At 59.7% G+C, this 17560-nt stretch carries 16 protein-coding genes; 6 read left to right on the top strand and 10 right to left on the bottom strand.

Annotated elements, in window-relative coordinates; translation table 11 throughout:
- Positions 1-105: 105 nt before the first annotated feature.
- A complete protein-coding gene (glyA, locus tag QK296_RS08150) occupies positions 106-1359 on the top strand; it encodes a serine hydroxymethyltransferase (protein WP_003194304.1) in 1254 nt (417 codons plus the stop codon).
- A gap of 189 nt (positions 1360-1548) precedes the next feature.
- Here the strand turns inward: glyA and yjiA are convergent, their stop codons facing one another.
- The 3 genes from yjiA to QK296_RS08135 all read right to left on the bottom strand — a co-directional run bounded on the left by yjiA (position 1549) and on the right by QK296_RS08135 (position 4970).
- The gene (yjiA, locus tag QK296_RS08145) at positions 1549-2505 is read right to left on the bottom strand and encodes a GTPase (RefSeq protein WP_003194306.1); all 957 of its coding nucleotides are present in this window, start codon (positions 2503-2505) and stop codon (positions 1549-1551) included.
- 185 nt (positions 2506-2690) lie between these two features.
- Positions 2691-2888: a YbdD/YjiX family protein gene (locus QK296_RS08140; protein WP_003194308.1), complete on the bottom strand. Its 198-nt coding sequence runs from the start codon at positions 2886-2888 to the stop codon at positions 2691-2693.
- A 15-nt stretch (positions 2889-2903) separates the two neighbouring features.
- Positions 2904-4970 (bottom strand): carbon starvation CstA family protein, encoded by a 2067-nt coding sequence (locus tag QK296_RS08135; protein WP_169856631.1) that lies wholly within the window; start codon positions 4968-4970, stop codon positions 2904-2906.
- 174 nt (positions 4971-5144) lie between these two features.
- Between QK296_RS08135 and QK296_RS08130 the strand changes: the two genes are divergently transcribed.
- A complete protein-coding gene (locus QK296_RS08130; protein WP_034133740.1) occupies positions 5145-5513 on the top strand; it encodes a PilZ domain-containing protein in 369 nt (122 codons plus the stop codon).
- A gap of 128 nt (positions 5514-5641) precedes the next feature.
- Here QK296_RS08130 and radA read toward each other — a convergent pair whose 3' ends face one another.
- From radA to katB, 3 genes are read right to left on the bottom strand one after another with little or no spacing between them, the layout of a single operon-like run.
- The gene (gene radA, locus QK296_RS08125; RefSeq protein ID WP_003194313.1) at positions 5642-7009 is read right to left on the bottom strand and encodes a DNA repair protein RadA; all 1368 of its coding nucleotides are present in this window, start codon (positions 7007-7009) and stop codon (positions 5642-5644) included.
- Positions 7010-7044: 35 nt separating this feature from the next.
- The gene (locus QK296_RS08120) at positions 7045-7584 is read right to left on the bottom strand and encodes an ankyrin repeat domain-containing protein (protein ID WP_094774580.1); all 540 of its coding nucleotides are present in this window, start codon (positions 7582-7584) and stop codon (positions 7045-7047) included.
- Positions 7585-7641: 57 nt separating this feature from the next.
- The gene (katB, locus tag QK296_RS08115) at positions 7642-9183 is read right to left on the bottom strand and encodes a catalase KatB (RefSeq protein ID WP_003194318.1); all 1542 of its coding nucleotides are present in this window, start codon (positions 9181-9183) and stop codon (positions 7642-7644) included.
- 287 nt (positions 9184-9470) lie between these two features.
- Here katB and mscL point away from each other — a divergent pair, with 287 nt between their 5' ends.
- The gene (gene mscL, locus QK296_RS08110; RefSeq protein ID WP_003194320.1) at positions 9471-9887 is read left to right on the top strand and encodes a large-conductance mechanosensitive channel protein MscL; all 417 of its coding nucleotides are present in this window, start codon (positions 9471-9473) and stop codon (positions 9885-9887) included.
- 43 nt (positions 9888-9930) lie between these two features.
- Here the strand turns inward: mscL and QK296_RS08105 are convergent, their stop codons facing one another.
- Positions 9931-10707 (bottom strand): ferredoxin--NADP reductase, encoded by a 777-nt coding sequence (locus QK296_RS08105; protein ID WP_094774579.1) that lies wholly within the window; start codon positions 10705-10707, stop codon positions 9931-9933.
- Positions 10708-11165: 458 nt separating this feature from the next.
- Between QK296_RS08105 and QK296_RS08100 the strand changes: the two genes are divergently transcribed.
- A complete protein-coding gene (locus QK296_RS08100) occupies positions 11166-11876 on the top strand; it encodes a LuxR family transcriptional regulator (protein WP_169856629.1) in 711 nt (236 codons plus the stop codon).
- Positions 11877-12016: 140 nt separating this feature from the next.
- A complete protein-coding gene (locus QK296_RS08095) occupies positions 12017-13141 on the top strand; it encodes a class I SAM-dependent methyltransferase (RefSeq protein ID WP_169856627.1) in 1125 nt (374 codons plus the stop codon).
- A gap of 131 nt (positions 13142-13272) precedes the next feature.
- On the opposite strand, the gene QK296_RS08090 is transcribed toward QK296_RS08095, so the two are convergent.
- Genes QK296_RS08090 through QK296_RS08080 form a run of 3 tightly spaced genes read right to left on the bottom strand, consistent with a single transcriptional unit; the run spans position 13273 to position 15898 of the window.
- Positions 13273-13437 carry a DUF2474 domain-containing protein gene (locus QK296_RS08090; protein WP_003194328.1) on the bottom strand — a complete coding sequence of 55 codons (165 nt, stop codon included), beginning with the start codon at positions 13435-13437 and terminating at the stop codon, positions 13273-13275.
- Between the two features lie 12 nt (positions 13438-13449).
- Positions 13450-14457 carry a cytochrome d ubiquinol oxidase subunit II gene (gene cydB, locus QK296_RS08085; RefSeq protein WP_014720024.1) on the bottom strand — a complete coding sequence of 336 codons (1008 nt, stop codon included), beginning with the start codon at positions 14455-14457 and terminating at the stop codon, positions 13450-13452.
- Position 14458: 1 nt separating this feature from the next.
- The gene (locus QK296_RS08080) at positions 14459-15898 is read right to left on the bottom strand and encodes a cytochrome ubiquinol oxidase subunit I (protein ID WP_044268827.1); all 1440 of its coding nucleotides are present in this window, start codon (positions 15896-15898) and stop codon (positions 14459-14461) included.
- A 316-nt stretch (positions 15899-16214) separates the two neighbouring features.
- On the opposite strand from QK296_RS08080, the gene QK296_RS08075 reads away from it, so the two are divergent.
- The gene (locus QK296_RS08075) at positions 16215-17453 is read left to right on the top strand and encodes an MFS transporter (protein ID WP_169856625.1); all 1239 of its coding nucleotides are present in this window, start codon (positions 16215-16217) and stop codon (positions 17451-17453) included.
- Positions 17454-17560 lie beyond the last annotated feature (107 nt).

Here is a 17560-nt window from a genome sequence, read left to right as displayed (position 1 = left end):
TGAGTGAAAACCACTTGTCCGCGACATGATGTCCTTTCATATGCCATCTAAAACCCATTGGGTTAGAATGCCCTCCTTTTCTGCCCCCGATCCTTGAGGACCGCCATGTTCAGCCGTGATTTGACTATTGCCAAGTACGACGCCGATCTCTTCGCCGCCATGGAGCAAGAAGCCGTGCGCCAGGAAGAGCACATTGAGCTGATCGCTTCGGAAAACTACACCAGCCCTGCGGTGATGGAGGCTCAAGGTTCGGTTCTGACCAACAAGTACGCCGAAGGCTACCCAGGCAAGCGCTACTACGGTGGCTGCGAGTACGTCGACGTGGTTGAGCAGTTGGCCATCGACCGTGCAAAAGAGCTGTTCGGCGCCGATTACGCCAACGTCCAGCCACATGCCGGCTCCCAAGCCAACAGCGCCGTGTACCTGGCCCTGCTGCAAGGCGGCGACACTATTCTGGGCATGAGCCTGGCCCACGGCGGTCACCTGACCCACGGCGCCACGGTTTCGTCCTCCGGCAAGCTGTACAACGCCGTTCAGTACGGTATCGATGCCAACGGCCTGATCGACTACGACGAAGTCGAGCGCCTGGCGGTCGAGCACAAGCCAAAAATGATCGTGGCCGGTTTCTCTGCCTACTCGCAGATCCTGGACTTCCCACGTTTCCGTGAAATCGCCGACAAGGTCGGTGCCTACCTGTTCGTGGACATGGCCCACGTGGCCGGTCTGGTGGCTGCGGGCGTTTACCCCAACCCAGTGCCTTACGCTGACGTGGTCACCACCACGACCCACAAGACCCTGCGCGGTCCACGTGGCGGCCTGATCCTGGCGCGTGCCAACGCCGAGATCGAGAAGAAGCTCAACTCCGCCGTTTTCCCGGGCGCCCAAGGTGGCCCGCTGGAGCACGTGATCGCGGCCAAGGCGATCTGCTTCAAGGAAGCACTGCAGCCTGAGTTCAAGACCTACCAGCAGCAAGTGGTCAAGAACGCCAAGACCATGGCCAGCGTGTTCATCGAGCGCGGTTTTGACGTGGTGTCCGGCGGTACTGAAAACCACCTGTTCCTGCTGTCGCTGATCAAGCAGGACATTTCTGGTAAAGATGCTGATGCTGCCCTGGGCAAAGCCTTCATCACCGTAAACAAGAACTCCGTGCCGAACGACCCACGTTCGCCGTTCGTCACCTCCGGCCTGCGCTTCGGCACCCCGGCAGTGACCACCCGTGGCTTCAAGGAAGCCGAGTGCAAGGAACTGGCAGGCTGGATCTGCGACATCCTGGCCGACCTGAACAACGAAGCCGTGATCGACGCGGTACGTGAGAAGGTCAAGGCCATTTGCAAGAAGCTGCCGGTATACGGCGCTTGATGGCAGTTGCGTGAATAAGAAGCCCGGCTCATGAGCCGGGCTTTTTTATGCCGATTTCAATTTGAAACAGGGTCAAGTGTGGGAGCTGGCTTGCCTGCGATGGCGGTTTTGCAGTCAGCCCATCAGTGATTGCCCCACCGCTATCGCAGGCAAGCCAGCTCCCACATTGGAGTGCATTTCAAGCCGGGTTTATTGGTAGACCCGCTCAAAGCCTTGGCGAATTTTGTCTTCGGGCAACTCATCGGCAATAAACACAATGACACTTTCGCGCACTTCGCCCTCGGCCCATTCGGTATCCCAGTCGAAGCCATACAGCTTCAGCACGCCCTGGAACACCATGCGCCGGTCTTCCCCGGCAATATTCAACACACCTTTGTAGCGCAGCAGTTGCTTGCCATGATCTTCCAGCAGTTCGTTCATGAACTCGCTGAGGCGGTCGATATCCAGCGGCTGGTCGGTGCGCAGCACCAGGCTGGAAATGCGGTCGACCGAAGGCGCTGCATTCACCGGGCGCAGGCTCATGCCGGCGTTGAGGTTGAAGCCGCGCACATCCAGCAACTCGGCCAGGTCAATCTTGCCATGGTCCACCACACGAATCGGCGCACGGCGGTTGATGCGGGTGAGGCGCTGGCTGAGGGCCTCGAAGGCGGCATCGTCCACCAGGTCGCGCTTGCTCACCAGCAGGCGGTCGGCAAAGCCAATCTGGGCCTGGGCGATGGTCTGGGTCAGGTGATGCTCGGCGTGGGCCGCATCCACCAAGGTGATGATGCCGTCGAGGATATAACGCTCGCGCAGTTCTTCGTCGATGAAGAACGTCTGGGCCACCGGCGCCGGGTCGGCCAGGCCGGTGCATTCGATCACCAGCCGATCGAAGGCGATCTCGCCGCTGTCCAGGCGTTCAAGCAGCAGGTACAGGGCTTTGGTCAGGTCGGTGTGAATGGTGCAGCACACGCAGCCGTTGGACAGGGTCATCACTTGCACCGGCTCGTCGCCCAGCAATTGGGTGTCGATACCGGCATCACTGAATTCGTTTTCGATCACGGCGATTTTCAAGCCGTGCTCGGCTTTGAGCAGGTGGCGCAGCAAGGTGGTCTTGCCGGCGCCGAGGAAGCCGCTGAGGATAGTGACGGGGATGGGAGAGGACAAAGAGATTCTCCTTGAAGAAACACAGAAACAAATGTGGGAGCAAAGGCCCCTGTGGGAGCTGGATTGCCTGCGATGCAGACAACTCGGTGCTTGCGTCAGACCGAGGTGATGCTATCGCAGGCAAGCCAGCTCCCACAGAAAACCCTGCTCCCACAGGGGGTATCGCATTGACCCGCGTTACCAGGCTAGCAGCACTTGGGCCCACCCTTGCCGCCGTAACGGGCTTCCTGGCGTTCCCGGAAGAACGCCTTGTAGTCCATCACCGGCTTGTCCGGGTGTTTGGTTTGCATATGCTCGACGTAGGTGTCGTAGTCGGGCATGCCGACCATCAGGCGGGCGGCCTGACCGAGGTATTTACCGAGGCGACTGATGTCATTGAACATGTTTGCAATCCTCGTTTACGCGTCCGGTACAGCCTGGAACGGGGCTTCTTTATCCGTACGCTCTTTGTTGCCCCAGGCGGCTACGCCGACTTTGAGCGCATAGAACAGGATGCTGAACACCACGAACAGGAACAGCGCCGTCAGCGTTGCGTTGGTGTAGGCGTTCCAGATCACGTGCTGCATCTGGTCGATGCTCTTGGCCGGGGCCAGGATCTGGCCGTTAGCCAGGGCATCGCTGTATTTCTTGGCCAACGACAGGAAGCCGATCGCCGGGTTGGCGTCGAACAGCTTGATGAAGCCTGCCGTGGTGGTGCAGATCAACAGCCACACCGCCGGCAACATGGTCACCCAGATGTAGCGCTGGCGTTTCATTTTGATCAGCACAACGGTTGCCAGCATCAACGCGATACCCGCCAGCATCTGGTTGGAGATACCGAACAGCGGCCACAAGGTATTGATCCCACCCAGCGGGTCGATCACACCTTGGTACAGCAGGTAACCCCACATCGCCACACAACCGGCCGTCGCGATCAGGTTGGCGGTCCAGGACTCGGTGCGTTTGAGCGCCGGCACGAACGAACCCAGCAGGTCTTGCAGCATGAAGCGACCGGCACGGGTGCCGGCGTCCACGGCCGTGAGGATGAACAGCGCTTCGAACAGGATCGCAAAGTGGTACCAGAACGCCATGGTGTTTTCACCCGGCAGCACACTGTGCAGGATCTGCGCGATACCCACCGCCAACGTCGGCGCACCGCCGGCACGCGCCAGGATGGTGGTTTCACCGATATCGTGGGCCACGGCAGAGAGCGCCTCAGGCGTAATGGCAAAGCCCCAACTGCTGACCGTCTGCGCCACGGTAACCACGTCGGTGCCGACAATGGCAGCCGGGCTGTTCATGGCGAAGTACACGCCAGGCTCGATCACCGAGGCGGCAACCATCGCCATGATGGCCACGAACGACTCCATCAGCATGCCGCCGTAACCGATGTAACGGGCATGGCTTTCACTGGCGAGCAACTTGGGCGTGGTGCCCGAAGAGATCAGCGCGTGGAAGCCCGAGACCGCGCCACAGGCAATGGTGATGAACAGGAACGGGAACAGGCCGCCCTTCCACACCGGGCCGGTGCCGTCGATGAACTGGGTGAGTGCCGGCATTTTCAGGTCAGGCATGGTGACCAGGATGCCAATCGCCAGGGCGATGATGGTGCCGATTTTCAGGAACGTCGACAGGTAGTCGCGGGGCGCCAGAATCAGCCACACCGGCAGCACAGCGGCCACGAAACCGTAGCCGATCAGCATCCAGGTGATCTGGATACCGGTGAAGGTGAACGCCTTGGCCCACACCGGATCAGCGGCAATCTGCCCGCCCAGCCAGATCGAACCCAGCAGCAACAGCACGCCGATGATCGAGATTTCACCGATGCGGCCCGGGCGGATGTAGCGCATGTAGACGCCCATGAACATCGCAATCGGGATGGTCGCCATCACCGTGAAGATGCCCCATGGGCTCTCGGCCAGGGCCTTGACCACGATCAGCGCCAGCACCGCGAGGATGATGATCATGATCAGGAAGCAGCCGAACAGCGCGATGGTCCCGGGAATGCGGCCCATCTCTTCGCGAACCATGTCCCCCAGGGAACGGCCGTCGCGACGGGTGGACAGGAACAGGACCATAAAGTCTTGCACCGCACCGGCCAGCACCACCCCGGCAATCAGCCACAGGGTACCGGGCAGATAGCCCATTTGCGCCGCCAACACCGGGCCGACCAACGGGCCTGCACCGGCAATCGCCGCAAAGTGGTGACCGAAAAGAATGTGTTTGTTGGTCGGTACATAGTCCAGACCATCGTTGTTGACCACCGCAGGGGTTGCCCGCCGAGGGTCGAGTTGCATCACGTTGTTGGCGATGAACAGACTGTAGTAACGGTACGCAACCAGGTAGATGGCCACTGCAGCGACCACAATCCACAAGGCGTTGATCGCCTCGCCGCGGCGCAAGGCCACTACGCCCAGGGCGCACGCTCCTACAATTGCCAGCACCAGCCAGGGTAAGTGGCGTAGCAGGCTATTATTATTTTTCATTTTTATATTCCAGCCAGGGTGGACAGAAAGGACAGCCAGCCCGAGTTTAGCGCTACTGGCCTTAAAGACCAGCCCCCTACGTTGGTCTAGAGCCTTCAACCGGTAAAAAAAGCCGAAATAATCGCCCCTTGATGGCCCCGGGCTACACTCCCCCAATTCACAGAGGGTTTTACCATGACCGAGCATGCGTCTGAACGTCGCCGTTTTCGCCGGATTGCCTTTGATGCCACGGCCGAACTTCGGCAAAACGGCAGCGAATCGCCGGTGAAACTGCTGGATCTATCACTCAAGGGTTTACTGGTGGAACGGCCTGACGACTGGAAGGGAAATAAAGCGCTGCCCTTTGAAGTCGACATACGCCTGGATCAGAAGACGCATATAAAGATGCAAGCGCGGCTGACCCATGAAGATCCTGGTCAATTGGGCTTTGTGTGCAAACACATTGATCTGGATTCGATCAGCCATTTGCGCAGGTTCGTTGAGTTGAACCTGGGTGATGAGCAAGAGCTGGAGCGCGAGCTGGGCGCCCTGCTGGAGATCTAGCTGCCAACATGAATCAAGGGTGGGAGCTGGCTTGCCTGCGATGACGGTGTATCAGGCAAGGATGGGTAAGCTGACCCGCCGCTATCGCAGGCAAGCCAGCTCCCACAGGGGTTCAGCAGTGTTGCGGATTATTCGAACAGCGCATCCAACGCCTGTTCCAAGCGTGTCACAGCAATGATCTGTAACCCCGGCGGCGCCTCCTTCGGGGCATTGCCCTTGGGCACAATCGCCCGTTTGAAGCCATGCTTGGCCGCTTCCTTCAACCGCTCCTGCCCACTCGGCACCGGGCGCACTTCGCCCGACAACCCCACCTCGCCGAACACCAGCAAGTCATGGGGCAACGGGCGGTTACGCAGGCTGGACATCACCGCCGCCATCAACGCCAAGTCGGACGCGGTCTCCAGCACCTTGACCCCGCCCACCACGTTAAGGAACACATCCTGGTCGTGGGTCGGAATGCCGCCATGCCGGTGCAGCACCGCCAGCAGCATCGCCAGGCGGTTCTGGTCCAGGCCCAGCGTGACCCGCCGAGGGTTGGCCAAATGGCTGTCATCCACCAGCGCCTGGACTTCCACCAACATCGGCCGGGTGCCTTCCCACGTCGCCATCACCACACTGCCTGGGACTTCTTCCTGGGCGCGGGTGAGAAAAATCGCCGAGGGGTTCGAGACTTCTTTCAGCCCCCGGTCAGTCATGGCGAACACACCCAGTTCGTTGACGGCGCCAAAGCGGTTCTTCACCGCCCGCAGCAGGCGCAGGCGACCGTCGGATTCCCCTTCGAAATACAGCACGGTGTCGACCATGTGTTCCAACACCCGTGGCCCGGCCAGTGCGCCTTCCTTGGTGACGTGGCCGACCAGGAAGATCGCCGTGCCGCTCTGCTTGGCGTAACGCACCAGCAGCGCCGCGCTTTCGCGCACCTGGGACACGCCGCCGGGTGCCGATTGCAGTTGTTCGGTGAAAATCGTCTGGATCGAGTCAATGACCATGACTTTGGGCTTTTCGATGCGCGCCGTGGCGATGATGCTTTCGATGCAGGTTTCGGTCATCACCCGCAACTGATCCTGAGGCAAGCCCAGGCGCCGGGCGCGCATGGCCACTTGCTGCTGGGACTCTTCGCCCGTGACGTACAGCGCAGGCATGCGGCTGGCGATGCTGCACAGGGTTTGCAGCAGGATCGTGGACTTGCCGATGCCAGGGTCACCGCCGATCAGCACCACCGAGCCGTCCACCAGGCCACCGCCCAAGACCCGGTCCAGTTCGCCGGAGGCGGTGGAAAAGCGCGGGATCTCTTCGACGCTGACTTCGGCCAGGGTCTTGATCTGCGCCTGTTGCCCGGTCCAGCCGGCACGGCCGGTGGGGGCCGCGGCACCGCCGCTCTCGATCATGGTTTCAGTCAGGGTGTTCCACGCGCCGCATTCGGAGCACTGGCCCGCCCATTTGGGAAAGGTCGCGCCGCACTCTGTGCAGCCGTACATGCGCTTGGCCTTTGCCATATGAGAACCTCCAACCGAAAAACCGCGATGATAGCTCAGCGCGACGCTGGGGTCCGGATTTCGCCCTTGGCTAAACGTGAAGCGCTGTTCCCGACCGGGTCTTCGGCGTTCAGATCGGCGCCTTTGGCTTGCAGCGCCCCCAGCAACTCGACGCGCTTGAATAGCCCGGCATACATGGCGGCGGTCTGCCCTGCGCCGTTGCGTTGGTCAGGGTTGCAGTCGGTGGCCAACAGGCGCTGGGCGATTTTCAGCTCGCCTTTGAAGATGGCGCCCATCAACGCTGTGTTGCCGCGTTTATCCTGCACACAGGCGTCGGCGCCGGCATCGAGCAGACGCTCCACATACGGGCCCTGGCCGTGATAAGCAGCCAGGATCAACGCGGTGTAGCCCTTGTCGTCCTGGGTATTGAGACCGTAGCCGGACTCAATGAAGGTGTTGAGCATGTCGAGGTCGCCACGACGGGCGGCGTCGAAATAGTAGTCCTGCAACTGCGCCTTGAGCGCCACCGGGTCGGGAGACTCGGCATGGGCAGCGAAGGCCAGCATGGCCATCAGTAAACCGATAGAGATGCGCATAGGGTGTTCTCCTGCCAAAGGTCGACGCCCGTGAAGGCGCCGACCGCAACCAACGAATCAGTCAGTCAGTTTTTCCGCCAGCGCCTTCACGCGAGCCAGATCGCCCTTGGCGACCTTGGCCACGCCGGTGCCGTATTCCGGATCCGCCTTGTAGAGGAACGACAGGATGATGTGCTTGCTCTCGTCATCGGTGGTGGCCAATGAGCCGCCGAAGTTGTTGATCAAGTCCTCGCGCTCTTTCTTGGTGTAGGAACGGTACAGATCACCGGCCTGCTTGAAGTTCTGCTCACGCTGGATCTTGGCCTGCTGGGTGCTGCCCGACAGCGGCGCCTGGCTGTAGCGCGCGGTTTGTGGCTCTTCGCGTGGCAACAGGCGGCTTGGCTGGTAGTTCACGCCAGTGGTGGTCTTGCCGAAGTTCATCGCACCATCCTGGTTGCCGTTGTTGACGGTGACCCGTGGAGCGTTGATCGGCAGTTGCAGGGCGTTCGCGCCCAGGCGGTACATCTGCGTATCGGCGTAGGAGAACACCCGCCCTTGCAGCAAGCGGTCTTCCGACGGCTCGATACCGGGTACCAGGTTGGCCGGGGCCATCGCCACTTGCTCGGTTTCCTGGAACACATTGGCCGGGTTGCGGTTCAGCACCATTTGCCCGACTTTGCGCTCGGGCACATTCGGCCAGATCTTGGTGGCATCCAGTGGGTCAAAATCAAACTTGGCCAGGTCTTCAGGCTTGAGCACCTGCACATACAAGTCCCACTTAGGGAAGTCGCCTTTGTTGATGTGCGTGACCAAGTCATTGGTCATATGGCTGTAGTCACGGCCTTGCACTTCGCTGACCTGTTTTGGATCCAAATTCTTGATGCCCTGCAGGCTCTTCCAATGGAACTTGACGTAGTGCACTTCACCTTTAGTGTTAATCAACTTGTAGGCATGTACGCCATTGCCGTCCATTTCGCGGTAACTGGCTGGGGTGCCGGAGTCCGAATACAACTCGGTCAGTGTACGAGTGGACTCTGGAACATGTGAGAAAAAGTCGAAACGGCGCGAGTCATCGTCCAGGTTAGTGCGCGGGTCCGGTTTAAAGGCATGGACCATGTCCGGGAACTTGATGGCATCGCGAATAAAGAACGTGGGGAAGTTATTGCCGACCAGGTCCCAGTTACCTTCGGCGGTATAGAACTTGGTGGCGAAGCCCCGTGGGTCCCGCAGGGTTTCGGGGGAGTGGTTGCCATGCACCACAGCCGAGAAGCGCACGAACACCGGTGTGGTTTCACCGGCGGCGAATACTTTGGCCTTGGTCAGGTCGCTGAGGTTGTCGGTTACGGTGAAGGTGCCATGGGCGCCCGTGCCGCGCGCGTGTACTACGCGCTCGGGAATGCGTTCGCGGTCGAAACGCTGCAGCTTCTGGATCAGTTGCACATCTTGCAGCAGCACCGGGCCATTGGCGCCGGCGGTCTGGGAGTTCTGGTTATCACCGACGTTGGCCCCGTTATCGCGGGTCAGGTTCGCGGCTTGTACGGAGAGGGAAAGCAGGCTGGCGGTCACCAGTGCCAGCGCATGGCGCGCCGACACGGGCCTGCGGCTGATTGGAGTGTTCATCGAGGTTTCCTCTGGTTTTTTTAGCGCACATTCTGTTGTGCTTGTCAGAGGCTAGTGACCTGCGAGTCAGAAGATAAATAGAAAAACACCACAGGACCGATTAAGAAAATAATCTGGTAACTCGCTGAAATAGCCGGTAATTCGCGCGCGATTGATGGCACTTTGCAAACTATTTGCGATTTGATGTGTCGATAAAAACCGACAGTGTTAACAGTTGTGTCGAGCAAGCGCTGTTCGACTGAATTACACTGACCTCCACCCTCCTCAACTGTAACAAGGAATAACCTATGGGCGTGATCAGTGAGTTCAAGGCCTTCGCGGTCAAAGGTAATGTGGTCGACATGGCCGTCGGTATCATCATCGGTGCTGCCTTCGGTAAGATTGTTTCCTCATTTGTAGGCGACGTGATAATGCCTCCCATCGGCCTGCTGATCGGTGGTGTGGACTTTGCCGATCTGGCCATCACGCTCAAGGCCGCACAGGGTGATGTCCCCGCTGTTGTCCTGGCGTACGGCAAGTTCATCCAGAGCATCATCGACTTTGTGATCGTCGCGTTTGCAATCTTCATGGGCGTGAAGGCGATCAACCGTCTGAAGCGCGAAGAAGCCGTGGCCCCAAGCCTGCCGCCGACGCCGAGCAAGGAAGAAGTGCTGCTGGGCGAGATCCGCGATCTGCTCAAGGCACAGAACAACAAGCCGCTTTAACCCGCGGTTGCAAAAAAAAGGCGCCTCGCAAGGCGCCTTTTTTCTACCAATAGTTTTCTACCGCAACCTGGCCAGGCCGTCGGCTCAGGCTCAGTTGCATGTCCCGCTGCTTGAGCAACTGGCGCGTGTCATCGACCATCTGCGGGTTGCCGCAAATCAATACGCGCGAATCCTGCGCCGTCAACTCCACGCCGGCGGCCCGCTCCAATTCGCCATTTTCGATCAAGGCCGTAATACGCCCATTCAACGCGCCCGGATGCTGCTCACGGGTGACGATGGGGATGTAGGTGAGTTTGTGGGCGTATTCGGTCAGGTATTCGCGCTCACCCAATGTGTTGATCAGCGACTGGTAGGCCAGCTCTTTGGCTTCCCGGGCGCTGTACACCAGGATGATGCGCTCGAATTTTTCCCAGGCTTCGAAGTCCTGCAGGATCGACAGGAACGGCGCAATGCCCGTACCGGTTCCCAGCATCCACAGGTCGCGCCCGTCGACAAAGCGGTTGAGGGTCAGAAAACCGGTGGCCTGGCGCTCTACCAGCAAGGTATCGCCCACCTTCAGGCGGCTCAGTTCACTGGTGAACTCACCACCGGGGACCACGATGGAAAAGAAATCCAGATGCTCGTCAAACGGCGAAGACACGATGGAATAGGCACGCCAGACGGTACTGCCATCCGCCTTGGTAACGCCCAGGCGCACGAACTGGCCGGCGGTAAAACGAAAACCGGCATCGCGGGTGGTGCGCAGGGTGAACAGGCTGGGGGTCAGCGATTGCACATCGAGCAGGGTCTGGCGGGTAAATTTCTCAGCACTGGCCGTCATGGGGGGCTCCGTTTTGCACAGACCTTTAGTGTCCCTCAAAACAGACCGCGCAAACACCGATGATTGGTACTGGCATTTAAAATCGTCCAAGGTACGGGCAGCCACCTTGCGGGCGAGCCTGGCCGTTTTTGGCACAGTCACACGTGAACCCTGCGCGCCACCCTGGCACTAACTATTTGGCTATTAGCACGCTTCGCACACCTCACTAGATGAAACGGCATCCACGACAATATCATTTCAATATTACCTCCAAGCCATTAAGAATATTGAAGAAAAAAAAGCCGACAAACTCCCTTATACAAAACTTCAAGCCTTGTACAAAACCGGCGTGCGAAACAAACCCTGTAAGTAAAATATTTTTCAGACTCAGTTGTAGGACTTCCCCTACACTTGTTTTCGAGTTGCATTGGGAGATCAGGACGTACCCAAGTCACACAGAAACCTATGGAGAGTCATCGATGGTCAATTGGCATAACACCCGGCTGCCCAAGCTGGAAGGCGAGAGTGAAATCACCAGTGTGTTTGAGATGGTGATTAACCACACCTATGAACTGGGTTTCGAATATTGCTCTTTTACGATGAGCTCCCAGTCACAAGACACTCAAACAAAACCCATTCTATTTAGTAACTATCCAAACGAATGGAGCCACATTTATAAACAAGCACACTACTTCGATGTAGACCCCGTTGTAACCCACTGCAAAAGTTCGGTACTGCCCATTCTCTGGGAGCAAAAAACCTTTGCCAACACCCCCCAGTTGTGGGAGCTGGCCCAGTCCTGCGGGGTGCATTTAGGCTGGACCCAAGCCGTGCATGATTTCCAGGGTGTATTCAGCATGCTGACCCTGGTTCGCAGCAAGGGCGAGGTCAGCCCGCAAGAGCTTTACGAAAAAGCCGGCCAGGTGTTGTGGCTTTGCCATGCAATGCATGCGGTCGTCGCGCAGAAGTACGCCGACGCGCCCGACATCAAAGCGCCCAGAAAATTGACCGCCCGTGAAACGGAAATCCTCAAGTGGTCTGCGATGGGCAAGACGGCCTCCGAGATTGCCGCGATTCTTTGCCTGTCCGAACGCACCGTGGGCTTTCATATCAGCAGTACCTTCAAGAAGCTGGGCGTGCATAACAAGATCCAGGCGGTGCTGCGTGCCGCTAAAGCCGGGCTGTTTTAACCTACGCAAAACACCGCATGTCATCGCGTTGAAAAAAACGTAACATTTACGGCCAATTCTGAGTGTTGAGGGTGCGCTTCCCATGGTTGCCCCGCCGTTCACTCAGACGGTCCGTCGATTACCCAGAGCCTTGCCCCGCCATGCCCCTGCTTGACAGCCCTTTCGCCCAGCTCGACCTGATTCGTCAGCCAGAGCAACACAATGATCCGCTGCAAGCCTTCGATGCCGCCGACGAATACCTGCTCAGCCACCTCGCCGCGCAGCAGCCTACTGCCGCCACCCGCGTGCTGGTCCTCAATGACAGCTTCGGCGCCCTGGCGGCCAGCCTTCAAGGCCAGGTGCAGGTGACCTCCAGCGGTGACTCGTTCCTCGCCGCCCAGGGCCTGGAAAAAAACCTGGTGCGCAACGGCAAGCCCTTCGATGCCGTGCCCTTCATACCGGCTAGCCAGCTCGCGACCGGGCCGTTCGATCGCGTGTTGATCCGCGTGCCGAAAACCCTGGCGTTGCTGGAAGAACAACTGATCCGCCTGCAAGGGCAACTGGCGCCCGGCGCCGAGGTGATCGCAGGTGCGATGGTCAAGCATTTGCCCAGGGCCGCAGGCGAGTTGCTGGAGCGTTACATCGGCCCCATGCACGCCTCATTGGCGGTCAAAAAGGCGCGGCTGTTGATCGCAAGCGTCGAGGCCCGTCCTGCTGCGGTCTCGCCCTACCCGACCCGCTATACCCTGGATGCTCCGGTCATCGAGTTGCGTAACCACGCCAACGTGTTTTGCCGCGAAGGCCTGGACATCGGCACCCGCGCCTTCCTGCCACATCTGCCAAAAAACCTGGGCAGCGCCCGCGTGGCGGACCTGGGTTGCGGCAACGGCGTACTGGCAATTGCCAGCGCCCTGCACAACCCGGATGCGCACTACACCTTGGTGGATGAGTCGTACATGGCGGTGCAATCGGCCGCCGAAAACTGGCAAGCCGCCTTGGGTGAACGGGACGTCACCGTGCATGCCGGCGACGGCCTGGCCGGCCAGGAGCCGCAGTCGCTGGACGTGGTGCTGTGCAACCCACCGTTCCACCAACAACAAGTGGTCGGTGACTTCCTGGCCTGGCGCATGTTCCAGCAGGCACGCGAAGCGCTGGTGGTCGGCGGCGCCTTGTACATCGTCGGCAATCGTCACCTGGGCTACCACAGCAAGCTGGCGCGGCTGTTCCGTGGCGTCGAGCAAGTAGCGGCCACGCCCAAGTTTGTCATCCTCAAAGCGCGTAAATAAAAAACCCCTGCTTACTTGTAGGAGCGAGCTTGCTCGCGAAAAACCTGAGAATACCGCGGGGCGCCAGGCACCCCGCGTTATCTTTGACGTTTTTCGCGAGCAAGCTCGCTCCTACATTATTGGTATGGGTGTCAGTGCGTGCTCAGGCCTGCCGCATTCATGAACATGCGCATCAGGCTGGCCACCACGAACAGGGCCAGCACGCTGCCGGTCCAGATCATCGCCAGCCACCCCAGGCGCCGCCACAACGGCTGCTTCTCGGCCTGTTCAATCTCGTGCAACGAAGGTTTGGACATGTTTCAACCCTCCTAGTGATAGCCGTCTTCGTGGGTGACCTTGCCGCGGAACACGTAGTAGCTCCAGAAGGTGTAGCCCAGGATGAACGGGATGATGAACAGCGTGCCCACCAGCATGAAGCCCTGGCTTTGCGGCGGCGCGGCGGCATCCCAGATCGATACGGACGGCGGGATGATGTTCGGCCACAGGCTGATCCCCAGGCCGCTGTAGCCGAGGAAGATCAGCACCAGCGTCAGCAAGAACGGCGTGTAGTGCGCATTACGTGCCACAGCGCGGATCAGCCCGTACATGGTGACCAGCACCAGGATCGGCACCGGCAGGAACCAGAACAGGTTCGGCAGGGTAAACCAGCGCGACGCGATTTCCGGGTGGGTCAGCGGCGTCCAGATGCTGACGATGCCGATCACCGCCAACACTACAAAGGCCAAAGGCCGCGCCAGGTTGTGCATCTGCTCCTGCAGCTTGCCTTCGGTCTTCATGATCAGCCAGGTGCAGCCGAGCAAGGCATACGCCACGATCAGCGCCACGCCGCAGAACATCGTGAACGGCGTGAGCCAGTCCAGTGAGCCGCCGGCAAACTGGCGGTCCACCACCGGAATACCGTCGATAAAGGCGCCCAACGCCACGCCCTGGAAGAAGGTCGCCGCCAGCGAGCCGCCAATAAACGCCTTGTCCCACAGGTGACGCTTGTGGTCCTTGGCCTTGAAGCGAAACTCAAAGGCCACGCCGCGAAAAATCAGCCCGATCAGCATCAGGATCAGCGGCAGGTACAGCGCCGACAACACCACCGAATAGGCCAGCGGGAACGCGCCGAACAACGCCGCGCCGCCAAGTACCAGCCAGGTTTCGTTGCCGTCCCATACGGGCGCCACGGTGTTCATCATCACGTCACGGTCGACTTTGCCCGGGATAAACGGGAAAAGAATGCCGATCCCCAGGTCGAAGCCGTCCATGACCACGTACATCATGATGCCGAAGATGATGATCACGGCCCAGATCAGCGGAAGATCAATACCCATCTCAATTCCCCTTGTGCTGGATGTGGTCGTGGTCGTTATCACTGCCATCGTCGGCAGCAGACAACGGACGCGCGGGGGTGCGTTTCTGGCCAGGGCCGCCGTGGGCTGGCTCGGTACTGTCGTGGGTCACGGGGCCTTTGCGCACCAGGCGCATCATGTAGCCCAGGCCCGCGCCGAACAGCGCGAAGTACACCACCACGAACAACACCAGGGTAATGGTCATCTGCGTCAGGCTATGCCCGGAGGAGGCATCCGCCGTGCGCATCAACCCGTAGACCACCCAGGGCTGGCGACCGATTTCGGTGGTGAACCAACCGGCCAGAATCGCAATCAGGCCAGATGGGCCCATCCACAACGCCAGGTACAGGAACGGCTTGGACGTGTACATCTTGTCGCCCCGGCGCAGCCACAGGCTGAACAGACCGGTGAAGATCATCAGGAACCCCAGGCCGACCATGACCCGGAACGACCAGAACACAATGGTCGAGTTGGGGCGGTCTTCAGGCGGGAACTCTTTGAGCGCCGGCACCTGCTTGTCCAGGGAGTGAGTCAGGATCAGGCTGCCCAGGTACGGAATCTCGACGGCATATTTGGTTTTCTCGGCTTTCATGTCCGGCCAGCCGAACAGGATCAACGGCGTGGGCTCGTTGCCGATATTTTCCCAGTGACCTTCAATCGCGGCGATTTTGGCCGGCTGATGCTTGAGGGTATTAAGGCCATGGAAGTCGCCGATCACCGCCTGGATGGGCGCAACGATCAGCGCCATCCACATCGCCATCGAAAGCATTTTGCGGATCGCTGGGTTGTCCTTGCCGCGCAGCAAATGCCAGGCCGCCGACGAGCCGACGAAGAACGCCGTGGCAACAAAAGCAGCCGTGGCCATGTGCATCAGGCGGTAGGGGAACGACGGGTTGAAGATCACCGCCAGCCAGTCAGTCGGTATTACGCGGCCATCGATGATTTCAAAGCCCTGGGGCGTCTGCATCCAGCTGTTGGAGGCAAGAATCCAGAACGTGGAGATCAACGTACCCACGGCCACCATCACCGTGGCGAAGAAGTGCAGCTTGCGCCCCACCTTGTTCCAGCCGAACAACATCACGCCCAGGAAACCGGCCTCGAGGAAGAAGGCCGTGAGCACTTCGTACGTCAGCAACGGCCCGGTGACAGAGCCGGCGAAGTCCGAGAACCGGCTCCAGTTGGTGCCGAACTGGTAGGCCATGACCAGGCCCGATACCACACCCATTCCGAAGTTGACGGCAAAGATCTTCGACCAGAAATGGTAGAGGTCACGGTAAGTATCGTTATGAGTCTTGAGCCACAAGCCCTCCAGCACCGCAAGGTAACTGGCCAGGCCGATGGTGATCGCCGGGAACAGGATGTGGAATGAGATGGTGAACGCGAATTGAATTCGGGCGAGATCTAGCGCCTCCAAACCGAACATAAGTCTTCCTCTGTCAGGTAATACCGGCTGCTGGCTGGGAGCCTGCACCCACTGCCCCCACGGATATGGAGTGTGGCGAATTTCAATTCGTTTCTTTTATTACCCATCGCGTGGGGAATCTGGCCTTTCGACCACCAGAACAATCCCGGGGCAGGTTTTGATCTGGATCAAGCATCGTTGAAAGAATAGTCCCATTTTTGCGGTAGGACTGTGTGGTCTTTTGCCGCGTGACAGCTTGCCTCAGCTCAGTTCTTGCAACTATTTGTTACAGCTTGATGCTAATCTCGCCCTTCTCCCGTTGCCGACCTGATTGCCGATGCCCAGTGAACCTGCGTTGCTGTTACGTCACCACCGCCCTTTCATCGCGTTCTGGCTGGCGCGGATCTTTACCGCCAGCGGCTTCCAGATGCTCACCGTGGCGATCGGCTGGAACCTCTACCAACTGACCGGCAATGTGCTGGACCTGGGCCTGGTCGGCCTGGTGGAATTCATACCGCGCGTGCTGTTCATGCTGCACACCGGGCACGTGGCTGATCGCTATGAACGCCGCCGGGTCGCCGCTATCTGCCAGACCTTGCAGGCGCTGATTGCCTTGTCCCTGGCCATCGGTGGCCTGACCGGCAACGTGACCCGCGACATGATCTTTATCCTCGCCTTCCTGCTGGGCGCCGCGCGCTCGTTTGAAATGCCCACCACCCAGGCGCTCTTGCCCAGCATCGTGCCAAGCACGCTGTTCCCCCGCGCGGTGGCCGCCTCGCAATCGGCCCAGCAACTGGCGACCATCGTCGCACCGGCCGTGGGCGGTTTGCTTTACGCGTTTGGCAGCGTGTGGGTGTACGGCCCCACCGTGGCGCTGTACCTGATCGCCTGCGTGCTGACCCTGAACTTGCCCGCGCGCCAGACTCCGCTGAACAAAGCCAAGGCCACCCTGGACTCGCTGCTGGCCGGCATTCGTTTTATCCGCAGCCGCCCGGACATTCTCGGCGCCATCTCCCTGGACCTGTTTGCCGTGCTGCTGGGCGGCGCCACCGCGCTGTTGCCGGTGTTCGCCAAGGACATCCTGCTGACCGGCGCCTGGGGCCTGGGCCTGCTGCGGTCGGCACCGGCCGTGGGCGCGTTGCTGATGTCACTGTGGCTGGCGCGCTTTTCGGTCGACCGCCAGGTGGGCCGCGTGATGTTCACTGCCGTCGGCGTGTTCGGGGTGGCAACCATTGCCTTCGGCCTGTCGACCTCGTTCTGGTTTTCCCTGGCGGTGCTGGTGGTACTGGGCGCGGCGGACATGATCAGCATGGTGATCCGTGCGTCGTTCGTGCAGTTGGAAACCCCAGATGAAATGCGCGGGCGGGTGAGTGCGGTCAATGGCCTGTTTATCGGCGCCTCAAATCAATTGGGCGAGTTCGAATCCGGGATAACCGCCCACTGGTTTGGGACGGTGCCTGCGGTGGTGATGGGCGGGGTTGGTACGCTGGTGGTGACCGGGGTGTGGATCAAGCTGTTCCCGACCCTGGCTAACCGGGATCGCATGCATGTGCCGGTGGAAGAAACCAAGTTATAGGCGTCACCGCCATACCCTGTGGGAGCCGGGCTTGCCCGCGATAGCGGTGTATCAGGCAACTTTCTGGTGGCTGATACACCGCTATCGCGGGCAAGCCAGCTCCCACA

The organism is Pseudomonas sp. AL10 (assembly GCF_029960685.1).
GTDB classification, from domain to species: Bacteria; Pseudomonadota; Gammaproteobacteria; order Pseudomonadales; family Pseudomonadaceae; genus Aquipseudomonas; species Aquipseudomonas lactis.
Note: the sequence above shows the minus strand (reverse complement) of the source record. Positions and strands in the feature narration are given on the sequence as shown.